General features: G+C 31.8%; 16 protein-coding genes. 6 read left to right on the top strand and 10 right to left on the bottom strand.

Annotation, left to right across the window (positions count from 1 at the left end; translation table 11 throughout):
* Nucleotides 1–6: 6 nt before the first annotated feature.
* The 9 genes from AC5SL0_RS01930 to AC5SL0_RS01890 form a co-directional block, all read right to left on the bottom strand.
* Nucleotides 7–1,782 (bottom strand): IlvD/Edd family dehydratase, encoded by a 1,776-nt coding sequence (locus tag AC5SL0_RS01930; protein ID WP_494618538.1) that lies wholly within the window; start codon nucleotides 1,780–1,782, stop codon nucleotides 7–9.
* Nucleotides 1,783–1,796: 14 nt separating this feature from the next.
* Complete coding sequence (locus AC5SL0_RS01925) at nucleotides 1,797–2,558, bottom strand: SDR family NAD(P)-dependent oxidoreductase (RefSeq protein ID WP_006997142.1); 762 nt, start codon at nucleotides 2,556–2,558, stop codon at nucleotides 1,797–1,799.
* Nucleotides 2,559–3,659: an ABC transporter ATP-binding protein gene (locus tag AC5SL0_RS01920; RefSeq protein ID WP_006997143.1), complete on the bottom strand. Its 1,101-nt coding sequence runs from the start codon at nucleotides 3,657–3,659 to the stop codon at nucleotides 2,559–2,561.
* Between the two features lies 1 nt (nucleotide 3,660).
* A complete protein-coding gene (locus AC5SL0_RS01915) occupies nucleotides 3,661–4,563 on the bottom strand; it encodes a carbohydrate ABC transporter permease (RefSeq protein ID WP_006997144.1) in 903 nt (300 codons plus the stop codon).
* Nucleotides 4,553–5,425 carry a carbohydrate ABC transporter permease gene (locus AC5SL0_RS01910; protein WP_006997145.1) on the bottom strand — a complete coding sequence of 291 codons (873 nt, stop codon included), beginning with the start codon at nucleotides 5,423–5,425 and terminating at the stop codon, nucleotides 4,553–4,555. The genes AC5SL0_RS01915 and AC5SL0_RS01910 overlap by 11 nt, the downstream gene beginning before the upstream one ends.
* Before the next feature lie 63 nt (nucleotides 5,426–5,488).
* Nucleotides 5,489–6,748 carry an ABC transporter substrate-binding protein gene (locus AC5SL0_RS01905; RefSeq protein WP_006997146.1) on the bottom strand — a complete coding sequence of 420 codons (1,260 nt, stop codon included), beginning with the start codon at nucleotides 6,746–6,748 and terminating at the stop codon, nucleotides 5,489–5,491.
* A gap of 200 nt (nucleotides 6,749–6,948) precedes the next feature.
* Nucleotides 6,949–7,851, bottom strand: a complete 903-nt coding sequence (locus AC5SL0_RS01900; protein ID WP_011281931.1) for an ROK family protein — start codon at nucleotides 7,849–7,851, stop codon at nucleotides 6,949–6,951.
* 3 nt (nucleotides 7,852–7,854) lie between these two features.
* The gene (locus AC5SL0_RS01895) at nucleotides 7,855–8,601 is read right to left on the bottom strand and encodes an SDR family NAD(P)-dependent oxidoreductase (protein ID WP_011281930.1); all 747 of its coding nucleotides are present in this window, start codon (nucleotides 8,599–8,601) and stop codon (nucleotides 7,855–7,857) included.
* Nucleotides 8,602–8,646: 45 nt separating this feature from the next.
* Nucleotides 8,647–10,089 carry an NAD-dependent succinate-semialdehyde dehydrogenase gene (locus AC5SL0_RS01890; protein WP_494618536.1) on the bottom strand — a complete coding sequence of 481 codons (1,443 nt, stop codon included), beginning with the start codon at nucleotides 10,087–10,089 and terminating at the stop codon, nucleotides 8,647–8,649.
* 93 nt (nucleotides 10,090–10,182) lie between these two features.
* Between AC5SL0_RS01890 and AC5SL0_RS01885 the strand changes: the two genes are divergently transcribed.
* Nucleotides 10,183–10,509 (top strand): GYD domain-containing protein, encoded by a 327-nt coding sequence (locus tag AC5SL0_RS01885; protein ID WP_011281928.1) that lies wholly within the window; start codon nucleotides 10,183–10,185, stop codon nucleotides 10,507–10,509.
* Between the two features lie 36 nt (nucleotides 10,510–10,545).
* Here the strand turns inward: AC5SL0_RS01885 and AC5SL0_RS01880 are convergent, their stop codons facing one another.
* Nucleotides 10,546–11,379, bottom strand: a complete 834-nt coding sequence (locus tag AC5SL0_RS01880) for a phytanoyl-CoA dioxygenase family protein (RefSeq protein WP_011281927.1) — start codon at nucleotides 11,377–11,379, stop codon at nucleotides 10,546–10,548.
* A 35-nt stretch (nucleotides 11,380–11,414) separates the two neighbouring features.
* Here AC5SL0_RS01880 and moaA point away from each other — a divergent pair, with 35 nt between their 5' ends.
* The 5 genes from moaA to msrP are packed head-to-tail and all read left to right on the top strand — an operon-like array spanning nucleotide 11,415 to nucleotide 14,570.
* Nucleotides 11,415–12,407, top strand: coding sequence for a GTP 3',8-cyclase MoaA (gene moaA, locus AC5SL0_RS01875; protein ID WP_011281926.1), 993 nt, complete (start codon nucleotides 11,415–11,417; stop codon nucleotides 12,405–12,407).
* Nucleotides 12,408–12,953 carry a cyclic pyranopterin monophosphate synthase MoaC gene (gene moaC, locus AC5SL0_RS01870; RefSeq protein ID WP_018413985.1) on the top strand — a complete coding sequence of 182 codons (546 nt, stop codon included), beginning with the start codon at nucleotides 12,408–12,410 and terminating at the stop codon, nucleotides 12,951–12,953.
* A 2-nt stretch (nucleotides 12,954–12,955) separates the two neighbouring features.
* Nucleotides 12,956–13,225, top strand: coding sequence for a hypothetical protein (locus tag AC5SL0_RS01865; protein WP_011281924.1), 270 nt, complete (start codon nucleotides 12,956–12,958; stop codon nucleotides 13,223–13,225).
* Nucleotides 13,225–13,668 (top strand): molybdopterin synthase catalytic subunit, encoded by a 444-nt coding sequence (locus AC5SL0_RS01860; RefSeq protein ID WP_011281923.1) that lies wholly within the window; start codon nucleotides 13,225–13,227, stop codon nucleotides 13,666–13,668. Before AC5SL0_RS01865 ends, AC5SL0_RS01860 begins: the two co-directional genes overlap by 1 nt.
* Nucleotides 13,665–14,570, top strand: a complete 906-nt coding sequence (msrP, locus tag AC5SL0_RS01855; RefSeq protein ID WP_011281922.1) for a protein-methionine-sulfoxide reductase catalytic subunit MsrP — start codon at nucleotides 13,665–13,667, stop codon at nucleotides 14,568–14,570. The genes AC5SL0_RS01860 and msrP overlap by 4 nt, the downstream gene beginning before the upstream one ends.
* The last annotated feature ends 17 nt before the right edge of the window (nucleotides 14,571–14,587 follow it).

The following is a 14,587-nucleotide window of genomic DNA, read 5'->3' as shown; positions in this document are numbered from 1 at the left end:
TCCTTTTTAATGTGAATGCCTGGGCATCCCTTTTGTGTTTGTTATATCTAAATATAAAGATTCAGTTTCTAGGCAAGCACCCGTTTCTAATTGACCTACCATTTTTCTGGAAATTTCCTGCCATGGTGTTTGGTTTGTTAATACTGGGATCTTGGTATTTTTTTTTCTATCTGAGATCTCAGTCTCTGATACTAATAAGTCAATTCTTCTATTGTTAAGATCAATCTTAATTTTATCTCCTGTTTGAACTATCAATAAATCCCCACCAATAGCCGATTCTGGTGAAACATTCAAAATAGATGGACTTTCTGAAGTGCCACTTTGTCTGCCATCTCCTAATGTTGGAAGAGTGTTAATCCCTTTTTTCAATAATCTATCTGGTGGCTGCATATTTACAACTTCAGCGGAACCTGGATAACCTACGGGTCCACAGCCTCTAATCATCAAAATTGATTTTTCATCTATATTTAACTTTTCGTCGTTTATTCTTGAATGGTAATCCTCTGGTCCTTCAAATACTACGGCATTAGCTTCAAATACATTTTTATTTTTTGGATCTGATAAATATCTTTTTCTAAACTCATCACTAATAACTGATGTTTTCATAACAGCAGAACTAAAAAAATTACTTCTCATAACGATATAACCTGCATTTTCTACTAGTGGATTTTCAAATGATTTAATAACATCACTATCTACATCTATTTTAATCTTTAAATTTTCTTCTACAGTTTTCCCTGATACTGTAAGTACGTTTTTGTGTAATTTATTATTTTTTAATAATTCTTGCATAATTGCAGGAACCCCTCCTGCTCTATAAAATCTTTCCATCAAATGTTCGCCAGCTGGCTGACAATTTACAAGTAATGGGATATCGTGACCTATTGTTTGCCAATTTTCTATATCTAATTCTAAACCCATATGTCTTGCTATTGCTGTGAGATGTGGTGGACAATTACTTGAAGCTCCTATTGCACTTGCAACTAATATTGCATTTTCGAATGCTTCTTTAGTCATGATTTTTGAAGGTGTTAAATCTTCATGAACCATATCAACAATTCTTTTTCCTGTTTCAAATGAAATTTGTGATCTTTCCCTGTATGGAGCAGGTATAACCGCACAGCCTGTTAAAGACATTCCTAATGCTTCTGCAATAGAGTTCATAGATGAAGCTGTTCCCATTGTATTACAATGACCTATGCTTGGTGCTGATGCAGCAACCATGTCCATAAATTCATCATATGTAATTTCTCCTTTTGCGTGCAGTTTTCTCGCTTCCCAAACTACAGTTCCAGAACCTACTTTTTTTCCTTTATAACTTCCATCAAGCATCGGACCACCTGATAAAACTATTGCTGGTATATTTACAGTTGCCGCAGCCATTAATGCTGCTGGCGTAGTTTTATCACAACCAGTTGTTAAAATTACTCCATCTATAGGATAGCCAAATAAAACTTCTACTAAAGACAAGTAAGATAAGTTTCTATCCAAACCAGCTGTAGGCCTTTTACCTGTTTCTTGAATAGGATGAGTTGGGAATTCAATGGGTATTCCTCCCGCCTGTCTAATCCCATCCTTAATTCTACTACTTAATCCTTGAAAATGTCTATTACATGGTGATAGATCACTACCAGATTGAGCAATTCCGATTATAGGCTTTCCAGATTGCAATTCTTGTCTTGTCATTCCATAATTTAGATATCTTTCTAAATATAGAGCAGTAAGAGCTGGATCATTTGGATTATCAAACCACTGTTTGCTTCTTAATTCTTTTTTTTTCATTTTTGTGAATTTTATTATAACCAACCTTTATCGACTACATAATCTTGATTAGTACATCCAGATGAAGCATCAGAACCAAAAAATAGAACTGTTTTAGCTATATCTGAGGGCATTAACTTATGTTTTAAACACTGTTTTTTTAACATATCTGCCTCAGACTCAGGTGTTAACCATTTCTCAACTTGTCTCTCTGTCATCACCCAACCAGGAACTACTGAATTTACTCTTATATCAAACTCACCAAGGTCTCTTGCAAAAGATCTCGTTAAACCCACAACGCCAGATTTAGCAGCAGTATAAGCAGCCATTCCACCTTGTCCAATCATCCATGAAACAGACCCAATATTTATAATGGAGCCACTTTTATTTGCTATCATTGCTTTTTTAACTGACTGAACTGTAAAAAAATAATGTCTTAAATTAATATTCATTCTTTCGTTCCAAAATTCCTCAGTTACTTCATCGATAGAATGTCTCTCATCATTTGCTGCATTATTTACCAAAACATCGATTGCTCCATTATTATCAATAATTTTTGATATAGTATTTTGTAAATCTTTTATATTTAATAGGTCACACTTTATAAAAGTAGGAACAGAAAAATTTTTATTTTTACATTCTAAAACTAATTTATTTGATGCTTTCTCATTTATATCTATAAAATATACTTCTGAACCTTGTTCACAGAAATGCTCTACGATAGAGGCACCAATACCAGAACCGCCTCCAGTTACAAAAACTCTTTTATTTTTTAAATCTTCATAAATAGCTGTCATTTAAATCCTCTTTTTTGAATCTTTATCAAATAAAGAAATTTGAGATGTATCAATATTTAATTTTAATTCTTTATTTATTTCTATATCAAATGTAGATGCAAACTTACCAAGAACTTGTTGTCCAAGATAATCAAACGTTACTATTTGCTCATGACCTGTGTATTCTAAAAGCTCCGACTTTAAATCAATTTCAAAACAATCAGGATTAATTTTATCAAAGTAAATGTGTTCTGGTCTAATTCCTAAATAAGTAGTTAGTTCAGTGTTTTCAAATTTATTTTTAAAAGAGTAGTTCCCAACTGGTATTTTAATACTATCATTTGAACCATTGGGCATAAAAATAATATTATTATCATGTTTCTTTAATTTACCTTCAATCAAATTCATTGATGGAGATCCAATAAAATCTGCAACAAAGACACTTTCAGGTTTATTGTAAATATTTTTAGGTGTATCACATTGTTGAATTAATCCATGATCCATAATTGCAATATTTGTACCTAAGCTCATAGCTTCCGTTTGATCATGTGTAACATAAACTATTGTAGTTCCAAGTTTTTGATGTAGTTTTTTTATTTCTCTTCTCATTTCAACTCTTAATTTTGCATCAAGATTTGATAACGGTTCATCAAATAGAAAAATTTTGGGGTCTCTTACTAACGCTCTACCCATTGCAACCCGTTGACGTTGACCACCAGATAATTGAGATGGTTTTCTGTCTAACAGTTGTGTTATTTGTAATAAATTAGAAACATCATTTAATGCTTTTTCTATTTTTTCTTTTGGAGTTTTTCTTTGTTCCAGTCCAAAGGTAACGTTTTTTCTAACAGTCATTGCTGGATAAAGAGCATAAGACTGGAACACTAAAGCAATATCTCTATCACTTGGCTCCATATTATTTACATTATGATCGTCTATCAAAATATCCCCGCTATTGGATGTTTCTAGACCTGCAATTGTATTTAACAATGTAGATTTTCCACACCCAGATGGTCCTAAAAGTACAAGAAATTCACCGTGTTTAATATCTAGATTAATTCCTTTTAAAACTTCAGTTTTTCCAAAGTTTTTATTGATGTCATTAATTTTTAAAGTTGCCATATTATCCTTTCACTGATCCTGCTGTTAGTCCTTTAATAAAATAATTTCCAGCAAGAATATAAACTATTAATGTTGGAACACCTGTAATAATTGCTGCTGCCATATCTACGTTATATCTTTTGACAGCTGTACTTGTTAATACCAAATTATTAAGGGCTACTTGAATTGGTGCTGCTTCCCCAAATGAAAAAGTAGCTCCAAATAAAAAATCATTCCATACTTGTGTGAATTGCCAAATGACAGTTACAACTAGTATAGGAATAGAAATTGGTAGGATAATTTTAAAAAATATTTTAAAGAATCCTGCTCCATCAATTCTTGCAGCTCTTACCATTTCATCTGAAATAGATACATAATAATTTCTGCAGAATAATGTTGTAAAACAAACTCCATATACTACATGAACTAATATTAGCCCACTTATTGAATTTGACATTCCTAGGACACCTAGAGTTCTAGCCATTGGTAATAATATTGCTTGATAGGGTATAAAAGTTCCAAATAAAAATAATAGAAATATATATGAATCTCCTTTAAATCTCCATTTTGTTAAAGCGTAACCGTTAATAGCTCCAAGTAAAGTTGATATTATAACTGCTGGGACTACTAACTTAATAGAATTCCAAAAATAAGGTTTAAGAACAACATCACCTCCTGTAAATCCAGCTCCATCCCAGGCCTGTTTCCAAGCATCAAACTTAATAGATTCTGGTAAAGAAAATAAATTACCCTGTCTAATTTCTGGCATAGTTTTAAATGATGTTACAATCATTACATATAGTGGAGTTAAATAATAAAATACAAAAATTCCTAATATAAAATATAAAATCCATCTATAGATAATATTTTTTCTTTTAGAATTTGCTTCTAATCTATTAAGATTTAATTTTTCTTTATCTTGCATTTTCCCTCTTTAATTCTGAATACAAATACGGCACAACAATTGCAGATACTGTTAAAAACATCATTATCGCACTTGCAGATGCTAGTCCCACTTCACTTCTATGAAAAGCCATAGCAGTCATAAACACTGCGGGCATATCTGATGAAATTCCTGGCCCACCTGAGGTTAGTGCTATAATTAAATCATAACTCTTGATTGATAAATGAACCAAAATTACTATTGCACTCATAAAAACTGGTCTCATCATTGGAAGAATAATTTTACTATAAATTGAAAAAATTCCTGCACCATCTATTTTTGCAGCTTTAATAATTTCATCATCAACCGATCTCAGGCCTGCTAAAAAAATTGCCATAATAAATCCGGAAGATTGCCATACACCGGCTATTACTATCGTGTAGATTGACATTTCTGGTGTTACTAACCAATCAAATTTAAAGGTTTCAAAACCCATATCATTAACAAACTTTTCAATGCCTAGTGTTGGATTTAGAACCCATTTCCAAGCTGTTCCTGTCACTATGAACGATAAAGCCATAGGGTATAAATAAATTGTTCTTAAAAAACCTTCTGCTCTAATCTTTTGGTCCAGTAATATTGAAAGAAGAATTCCAATAGCAATACATAAGATTATAAATAACACTGTAAATATTAGTAAATTTTCAACTGCTACATGCCATCTTGGCATATTCCATAATCTAATATACTGATCTATCCCCCAAATTTCGTACCTTGGTAGCATCTTAGATTTTGTAAAAGAAATATAAATCGTCCAAAAAATAAAACCATACACAAACCAAGATAAAATTCCAAGTGATGGTACTAGAACTAATTTAGGTAAATTTTTTTTTAACCAAAACATATTTTTAATTAGATCTGCGCTATCATTTTTATGAAAGCGCAGATTTTAACGTACTTTTTTTTATTATAGCGAAGCCTTAACTGCTGCAGCTAGTTTTTTAGCAGCATCAGATGAAGACATATTTGAATTGAAATGCTCAGTAACTACATCTTGAATAGCACCTTTTTGTGCAAGTCTTAATGCCATACCGTGAGCAAAACTTGGTAGTAATCCACCCTTAGAACCAGCAGTTTTTAAGTCTGCGTTTGATTTTTTAGCACACATATCAAACTCATCCATAGAAACATCTAATCTTGCAGGTATCGAACCTTTATAGATGTTGAAAACTTTTTGGAAGTTTTTTCCCATCATTAAGCTAGCAAGTAGTTTTTGACCTTCAACTTTATCTTTACCTTTAACTTTGTAGAAAATAAATGAGTCTACATTGTAAAGATATCCATTGTTAGATGGAGTTGGCGCACAGATATAATCTTTTCCTGGTGCCATGTTGTTAGCAGCAAATTCACCTTTTGCCCAATCACCCATGATTTGAAAAGCAGCTTTGCCTTCCATTACCATACCAGTAGCAACGTTCCAGTCTCTACCTGGAGAACCAGCATCAGTGTAACCTTTAAGTTTTCTCATTTGATCAAACACTTTAGTCATAGTTGATCCACCTAACGTAGCAGCATCTAAATCTACAAAAGCTTTTCTGTAGAAATCATTACCACCGACACCAAGAGCTACAGCTTCAAATACTGTTGCATCTTGCCAAGGTTGACTACCATGAGCTAAAGGAATAATTCCATTTGCTTGTAGTTTATCCGCAGCAGCATTAAACTCTGCCCAAGTAGAAGGCATTTTAATACCATTAGAATCTAGAACTTTTTTATTAGCCCAGATCCAGTCAATTCTGTGAATGTTTACAGGTGCAGCACAATACGCTTTACCATCATCACATTTCATATGACTAGCAACTTGCTTACTTAAAAGATTGTCCCAACCCTCTTTTTTTGCAACAGCATCAATGTTGTAAGGTGCAACTACACCCTCTTCATCGTACTCTTGAATTGTAGGACCTTTAATTTGAGCTGCTGCTGGTGCATCGTTAGCAACTATTCTAGCTTTTAGTGTTTGCATTGCTGCATCTCCACCACCACCAGAAACAGGCATGTCTAACCAAACTCCATTTTGTGCAGCAAACTCATCTTGTAATACTTTTAAAGCTTTTGCTTCACCACCACCTGTCCACCAGTGCAATACCTCAGCCTTAGGTGCTGCAAATGAAACACTTGGAGTAAGAGCTAGAGCTATTAAAGCAACTATCAGTTTCTTCATTTTCATTTTATTTTCCTCTTTTTAGTTAATATAATTAATCGATTAATTAATTTAAAAAATTAACTTATTAAAAAAACAAAAAAACCTAAACAAAAAACTTTTTCTACAACCTAAGATTGATTTAATTATTTTTAAATTAAACTATGTTTTATTTGAATAAAAAATTTTATAAAAAAAATTTTTTCACTTTTTAATAGATATAAAATTTAATAGCTTGATTTTCTACCTAATCTTGCCGCACCCCTAACTCCACTGGCATCTCCATATTTGGGTTTTAAGAAAACACCTTCATATTCTTTGCCTATAACATATTTTTTAGTTAAGTTTTCTATCTCATCAAAAAAATCTATTTCATTTGTAACACCACCACCAAATATAAAAACATCTGGGTCAAGAATATTAACTATAGTAGCTAAAGACATTGCAAGATTAGTCTTAAATTCCTCTATCATTTTTTCTGCATCTAATTCATGTCTTCTATAGAGTTCAAATATTTCATTAGCTTTCAAATTTTTTTTATACTTTTTATTAAATCTTTTAGCCAACCCTAATCCTGATACAAAACTTTCAACCTCTGCATCTCTTAGATTTAATGTCTTAAGCTCCTCTTTTTGGGCAGCCATAAATGGTAGCTGATTGTGACCCCATTCCCCAGCAACACCATTAGGTCCTGAAACAATCTGTTTATCTATAACCAATCCACCTCCCGCACCAGATCCAAGAATAATTCCATATACAATTTTATAATGTTTGCCAGCACCATCTATTGCTTCAGATAATGCAAAACAATTTCCATCATTTTCACAAAAAACTTCTCTATTTAGAGCTTCACGAAGACTTTTTTGAAAAGGTTGTTTTTCAATCCAAACACAGTTAGGCGCATTTTTAACTAGTCCTGTTTGTGGAGAATGAACGCCTGGATGACATACACCAACTGGTAATGTTTTATTATGTTTTTTTTCTAGCTCAACTACAACATCTTTTATGGTTTGAACTATTGAAAGGTAATCTTTTGGACAGTCTCTTCTACTTCTGTCAACTTCTTCACCGTTATCTTTTAAAATGACACTTTCTATTTTTGTGGCACCAACGTCAAATCCAATTTGCATAACTTAATAAGTTGCTCTTCCACCACTTAAATCAAAAACTGCAGCAGTTGAAAAAGAATTCTCTTCTGCAGCTAACCAAGTAACTAATGACGCTAACTCATCAACTTTAGCAAATCTATTTCTTGGAATTTTAGAGAGCATATAATTTATATGTTCCTCAGTCATTTGATCGAAAATTCTAGTCTTAGCTGCTGCTGGCGTTACAGCATTAACGGCAATATTTTTATCAGCTAATTCTTTACCTAACGATTTTGTAAGTCCTATAACACCCGCTTTTGCGGTGCTATATGCACTAGCATTCGGATTACCCTCTTTTCCTGCAATAGATGCAATATTTACTATTCTTCCATAATTATTCTTAATCATGTGAGGTGCTATTGCTTTACAGCAATAAAAGACTGAATTTAAATCTAAGTTCATTACTTTTAACCATTCATCATTTGGATAATTCCAAACTTGTGTATTTTTACCGGCCATACCCGCATTATTTACAAAAATATCTACATTTTTTTCTTTAGTACTTAGTTCAATATTTTTTGTTATGTCACCGAAGTTAGTGACATCAACTATTTGATGGCTACATTTTTCAGATGAAAGCTCTTTTAATGCTTCATCAACAGCTTTTTGATCAATATCCCAAATTATAACTTCAGCACCAGATTCTAAAAATCTTTTTGTAATTGCAAAACCAAAACCTTGTGCGCCACCTGTTACTATTGCTCTTCTACCCTTTAAATTATAATTATTCATAAATAAAACTTTTAATTTAGGATTTATTTAATTCAACCTTATTTACTAGCCCTTAATACCCATATGAGTATATTTAACATTTAGATAATCTTTAATTGCGTTAGAGCCACCTTCTCTACCATAGCCAGTTTGTTTTATTCCACCAAATGGAGCTTCTGCAACTGCTACAACACCAGTATTCACACAAGCAATGCCTGCTTCCATTAATTCAGAGGCTCTATAAGCTTTATCCATTGAATTAGTACAAATATAACTACAAAGACCTAAATCATTATCATTTGCTCTTTCAATAACTTCATCAAAAGATTTAAATGACAGCATTGGAACTAATGGCCCAAATGGTTCTTGTTTCATGATCGTAAAGTCATCTTTAACATCATCAAAAACAGTTGGCTCATAATAAAAACCTTTATTAAATCCTGCAGGCCTCTTACCTCCCAATAAAACTTTAGCTCCTTCTTGTTTCGTTTTTTCAACTAGCTCTTCAACTTCATTTAGTCTTTTTTGCGTTGTTAACGGTCCTAGTTGTGTATCTGGATCCATACCATTACCAATCTTAAGTTTTTTAGTTTTTTCAATAAATAAACCAACGAACTCATCTTTTTTACTTTCCTGAATGTAAAATCTATTAGGTGAAATACAAACTTGACCATTATTTCTAAATTTAGCAGCAATAGCTATGTCCGTTGCTTTATTTAAATCAGCATCATCAAATACAATGAAAGGAGAATGACCACTTAACTCCATTGTTACTCTTTGTAATTTATCTGCAGCTTGTTTTAAAATTATTTTACCAACTCTAGTTGAGCCTGTAACTGAGATTTTTTTAATAATATCAGATGAAATTAATTGTGACGCAATTGTAGGTGGATCACCTGACAAAAGATTAACTACACCAGCGGGTATTCCGCATTCCCTACAAATATCGACTAATTCCATAACCACACCTGGTGTAATTGTGTCTGGCTTGATAATTACTGAACAGCCCGCAGCTAATGCTGTAGAAATTTTTCTAGCAGCTAATACAAGTGGAAAATTCCAAGGTGACAAAGCAGCCACTACTCCAATCGGTTGATAATAAACATGCACTCTCGTGTCTTCAAATCTACTTTCTACAATTTGTCCATAAATTCTTTTTGTCTCTTCAGCATTCCATTCAAAAATATCTGCAGCACCATTCGTTTCACCAACACCTTCTGCTAAAGGTTTTCCATTTTCTAAAGTCATCCATTTAGCAAGTACATCTTTTTTTTCTCTTACCATGTCAGCAATTTTTCTAAGCGTATAAGCTCTTTGCCATGGTGGAGTTTTTCTCCAAATAGCTAATCCCTTTTCTGCAGATTTTAATGCTCTATCCACATCAACAGGTGTTGCTTTTGAAGCGTGGCCTAAAACTTCTTCTGTTGCAGGATTGATAACTTTATAAGTTTCCTTGTTAGAAGAGGGCGACCAATTGCCATCGATAAATTGTCCAAATTTTTCGTACATAATTTGCTAAACCTTGAGTTGATTTTTAAAAAATAAATTTTTAAATTTTTAACAAATATGATTAGATCTTACAAATTAATAAAGGAGAAAGTTATGAAAAAATATATTGTAATGGGTAATTATACAGCAAAGGCCTTCCAAGGTTTTATGAAGGACCCTAAGCAAGATAGATCAACTGCGGTAAAAGCATTAACTGAAGCAGTAGGAGGGAAATTTGAATCTTTTTATATTACGAGAGGTCCTTATGATTTCGTTGCTGTCACTTCAGGAGATATGCCTTATGAAAATTTTGCTGGTATAAAATTAGCTGTGGAAGCAAGCGGAACAGTAGAGAATATGGTTATTCTTGAAGAGATGAATATGAATAAAGCTGCCGAGATTGCCGCTAAAGCTATGGCTGGCTACAAACCTGCTGGTTAATTATTTATGTTAACTTCCAGTGTAAAAAGCTTGAAGTTAGCTAGTTTCAAATAAAGTTGGAAACATTTTTCCAGATAAATCATCACCATTTTTATAACCATTATCTTCCATAATAACTCTTTCTTCTCTGGCCCAATCTCCTCTATAAATAATTCTAGAATTTTCTTTTGCCATTCTTAGTGTGTATCTATGAATATCTTTTTTGGGTGTGACAGTATTTAATCCTCCATGTAGTGTTCTAATATCAAAATAAATACAGTCACCAACTTCCAGATCCCATTGTAGAAATTCATAATTATCTTTATTTTCTAATATGTTAGGAGTTAATTCATATTTTTTTCCATTAACAATCCCTGGTTCACCATCAACTTCATGGCCGTCATTAAACCGCGTTCTTAGGAATAATTTATCCCATAAATGTGAACCTTTAACCCATGCTATACCATCCTCTTTTTTTATTGGTTCAAGTGGTAACCACAATACACACATAGATCCTTCAAAATCGAAATATGATATATCATGATGAAAAGGTGGTGATGACTTCGACCCAGCTTCCCTGAAAAACCAATTATCCATCACTAAGTTAATCTTTTGTGCTTCTAAAAGTTCTGCTGCAATTTTTGGAGTTGGTGAATTAAATATAAAATCTTTGAATTCTTCATGTAAATTCCAGGTCCAAAAATCCTCATAATATCCTGGTAATTTTTGATCTTTTGTATGATTTACAAATCTTGGACTAGGACTTTCTTTACCTTTTTTGATTCCTTTTTTTAACTTTTCAATCCATGCGTTATCAAATTTACCTTTGATTAAGACAGCTCCGTCTTTTTTAAATAGATCCAGTTCCGATTTGGTAATAATTTTGCTCATATATTATTATTATAATATAATATAATAAATATAAGATGAAATTACTAAGTGATACTTTTGGAAGAAAATTTCCCTACATAAGACTATCGATCACAGACGTCTGTAATTATAAGTGCTCCTACTGTTTGCCACAAGGTTATAAAAAAACGCCTGGAGACACGAGAAGTTTTATGTCTGCTCAAGAAATATCCAGATTAACAAAAGCATTGTCTGAATTAGGTGTTTGTAAAATTAGATTAACTGGTGGAGAACCAACAGTTAGAAAAGACTTTTTTGATATCTTAAAAGATATGAAGCAAAATTCCAATATACCCAAAGTAACAATGACAACTAATGGTTATCGTTTGGACAAAATTGCAGAACAATTATTTGAAGCTGGTTTAGATGGAATAAATATTAGTATTGACAGTTTAAATAGAGAAACTTTTAAAAAACTAACAGGACATGACAGGCTTAATGAAATTTTAGAAGGCATAAAGATTTTACAAAAACTAGATTTTAAAAATATAAAAATTAATGCCGTTTTACTCAAAGGTATTAATGATACCCATGAAGAGTTTAAAAAATTTGGAAATTTCATAAAAGATAACAATATTGATTTTAGATTTATAGAATTGATGCAAACTGGTGATAATTTAGAATATTTTAAAAAAAATCATGTTTCCTCTAAATTATTCAAAGATTATTTAGAGAAAAATAACTGGATACCGCAAACTTATGGGAAAGATGCGGGTCCTTCATTAAATTTTATACATCCAAATTTTAAGGGTAAATTTGGATTAATTGCTCCTTATACTAAAGATTTTTGCCAAACTTGTAATAGATTAAGAGTTACCTCTAGAGGTGATTTAAGATTATGTTTGTTTGGTAATACCGGAATTAGCATCAGGCATTTATTGCAAGATGATGCTCAAAAAGATGAACTTGTAGATCTTATCATAAAACAATTGCATCTTAAAAAAGAGTCACATTATTTAGAACTTGGAGATACTGGAATTACTCCAAATTTATCTAGTACTGGAGGATAAATGGCAAACTTAAAAGTGATAAACGAAGAAAAATTAAAAGACTGGGCTAAAGAAATTTTTAAAAAAAATTCTTTTAACATGATTGATGTTTCATCAAAAAAAGAAACATTTAGAAGAGCGTTAGCTTCTGGGAGAATTTATGTAGGAAAAGAAGTTTTTAATCTAATTAGAAATAAAGAAATGCCTAAAGGTGATCCGATCACTTTAGCTGAAGTTTCAGCAATTTTAGGTGTTAAAAAAACTAGTGAATTAATTCCATTATGTCACCCACTTCCAATAGATCATACTGCAACAAAAATTATCATGCATGAAGATGATAGCTCTTTAGAGGTTTTTTGTGTTGTGTCAGCTGTTGCAAAAACTGGTGTTGAAATGGAAGCTATTATGGGAGTTAATGCTGCATTAATTACAATCTATGATCTTAGTAAAATTGTAAACCCACATCTTAGAATTGATAATGTGAAATTATTAATTAAAGAAGGTGGAAAAAGTGGTCTATGGATCAATCCTGATGGACTACCAGAGTTTTTAAAAGATATTTTTTAAACATGAAAATTAAACTTGAGTTATTTGGAGCAAGTAGAGATTTTAGCAATAAAGATTACTTAGAATTTGATCTTAAAGAAAAAATTGAAATCAAAGATTTAAGAAGAGAAATCATCGATTACTTGGATATTAATTTTAAAGGTAATGAAGATTTTATAAAAATAGTTAAAAGCTCTGCTTTTTGCTCTGAAGATAATAATATTGTTAATGATAATTTTAAAATTACAAAAGATCAAAAAATTGGGATTATACCTCCAATAGGCGGTGGCTGATGTTACATGCAAAAATTATAGATATTGAAAAAAATAAAATAAAAACTTCTGAAGCAGAAGCATTTATCAAATCATCTACATACGGAGCTTCAATTATTTTTACAGGAAATGTAAGAAATATTAATGAAAATAAAGAAGTTATTGGTATAGCTTATGATAGTCATGACGAACTAGTACTAAAAAGTTTTGAAGAAATTTATAAAGAGACTACAGAAAAACTTAAAATTATAGATAAAGCAGTCTTTATAGAGCATATAAAGGGCTATGTGGGGCTTGGAGAAACTAGTATAATTATCGCAGTTGCCTGCAAACATAGAGATGAAGCTTACGTATTATCTAGGTATATAATTGAAGAAATCAAAAAAAGATCACCTATTTGGAAAAAAGAACATTATAAAAATGATGAAAGTGAATGGTTAAAAGGTAATCCTATTAAAAAATGAAAAAATATAAACATTCAGAAATTACACCAGAATTAATTTACAATAAAAGAAGAAAATTTATTAAATCAATTGGGCTTGGTGTTGGTTCAATATCTTTGAGCAGTATACCATTCTTAAACAATGCTTATTCACAAAATAAAACTAAGCTAACATCATATGAAGATATTACGACGTATAACAATTATTATGAATTTGGTACCAGTAAAAGTGATCCTTATAGAAATTCACAAGAATTTATTACTAAACCTTGGAGTGTAACTATTGAGGGGGAAGTAGAAAATCCAGTTACGATTTCAGCTGAAGAAATAATTTCTTTATTTCCTTCGGAAGAAAGAATCTACAAACTAAGGTGTGTTGAGGGTTGGTCAATGGTTATTCCTTGGATGGGATTTTCTCTAAGTAGGTTACTTAGTAAAGTATCTATCAAAAATACTGCAAAATTTGTTGAATTTGAAAGTGTTTATGACCCTGAACAAATGAATGGCCAAAGATACCCTGTTCTAAATTGGCCTTATAGAGAAGGATTAAGAATTGATGAAGCTATGCATCCTATAACAACAGTTGTTACTGGGCTTTATGGAAAAACATTGCCTAATCAAAATGGAGCTCCATTAAGAATTTTTGTTCCTTGGAAGTATGGTTTTAAAAGTGCAAAAGCAATTGTTAAAATAAAATTAGTTGAAAATATGCCTACATCATCTTGGATGAGATCGTCCCCAAGAGAATATGGATTTTATTCAAATGTTAACCCAAATGTTTCTCATCCAAGATGGTCACAAGCAACAGAACGTGTCATAGGTGAAGGTATTTTAGCTCCTAGGATTGAGACTGAAATGTTTAATGGGTATGGTGATGAAGTTGCACATTTATATTCAGGTATGGATTTAAAGAAAAACTTTTAGATACATAAATTTGTTTT

The organism is Candidatus Pelagibacter sp. PS_16 (assembly GCF_059417965.1).
The sequence above is the reverse complement of the archived record's forward strand: the minus strand, read 5'-3'. Positions and strand labels throughout refer to the sequence as shown.

What these genes read in the sequence shown, in the direction of transcription:
- AC5SL0_RS01895 (WP_011281930.1), bottom strand. Translation starts at nt 8,601, where the DNA reads ATGAATAATTATAATTTAAAGGGTAGAAGAGCAATAGTAACAGGTGGC.
- AC5SL0_RS01885 (WP_011281928.1), top strand. Translation starts at nt 10,183, where the DNA reads ATGAAAAAATATATTGTAATGGGTAATTATACAGCAAAGGCCTTCCAA.
- AC5SL0_RS01905 (WP_006997146.1), bottom strand. Translation starts at nt 6,748, where the DNA reads ATGAAAATGAAGAAACTGATAGTTGCTTTAATAGCTCTAGCTCTTACT.
- AC5SL0_RS01920 (WP_006997143.1), bottom strand. Translation starts at nt 3,659, where the DNA reads ATGGCAACTTTAAAAATTAATGACATCAATAAAAACTTTGGAAAAACT.
- AC5SL0_RS01925 (WP_006997142.1), bottom strand. Translation starts at nt 2,558, where the DNA reads ATGACAGCTATTTATGAAGATTTAAAAAATAAAAGAGTTTTTGTAACT.
- msrP (WP_011281922.1), top strand. Translation starts at nt 13,665, where the DNA reads ATGAAAAAATATAAACATTCAGAAATTACACCAGAATTAATTTACAAT.
- AC5SL0_RS01910 (WP_006997145.1), bottom strand. Translation starts at nt 5,425, where the DNA reads ATGTTTTGGTTAAAAAAAAATTTACCTAAATTAGTTCTAGTACCATCA.
- moaC (WP_018413985.1), top strand. Translation starts at nt 12,408, where the DNA reads ATGGCAAACTTAAAAGTGATAAACGAAGAAAAATTAAAAGACTGGGCT.
- AC5SL0_RS01860 (WP_011281923.1), top strand. Translation starts at nt 13,225, where the DNA reads ATGTTACATGCAAAAATTATAGATATTGAAAAAAATAAAATAAAAACT.
- AC5SL0_RS01890 (WP_494618536.1), bottom strand. Translation starts at nt 10,089, where the DNA reads ATGTACGAAAAATTTGGACAATTTATCGATGGCAATTGGTCGCCCTCT.
- AC5SL0_RS01865 (WP_011281924.1), top strand. Translation starts at nt 12,956, where the DNA reads ATGAAAATTAAACTTGAGTTATTTGGAGCAAGTAGAGATTTTAGCAAT.
- AC5SL0_RS01880 (WP_011281927.1), bottom strand. Translation starts at nt 11,379, where the DNA reads ATGAGCAAAATTATTACCAAATCGGAACTGGATCTATTTAAAAAAGAC.
- moaA (WP_011281926.1), top strand. Translation starts at nt 11,415, where the DNA reads ATGAAATTACTAAGTGATACTTTTGGAAGAAAATTTCCCTACATAAGA.
- AC5SL0_RS01915 (WP_006997144.1), bottom strand. Translation starts at nt 4,563, where the DNA reads ATGCAAGATAAAGAAAAATTAAATCTTAATAGATTAGAAGCAAATTCT.
- AC5SL0_RS01900 (WP_011281931.1), bottom strand. Translation starts at nt 7,851, where the DNA reads ATGCAAATTGGATTTGACGTTGGTGCCACAAAAATAGAAAGTGTCATT.
- AC5SL0_RS01930 (WP_494618538.1), bottom strand. Translation starts at nt 1,782, where the DNA reads ATGAAAAAAAAAGAATTAAGAAGCAAACAGTGGTTTGATAATCCAAAT.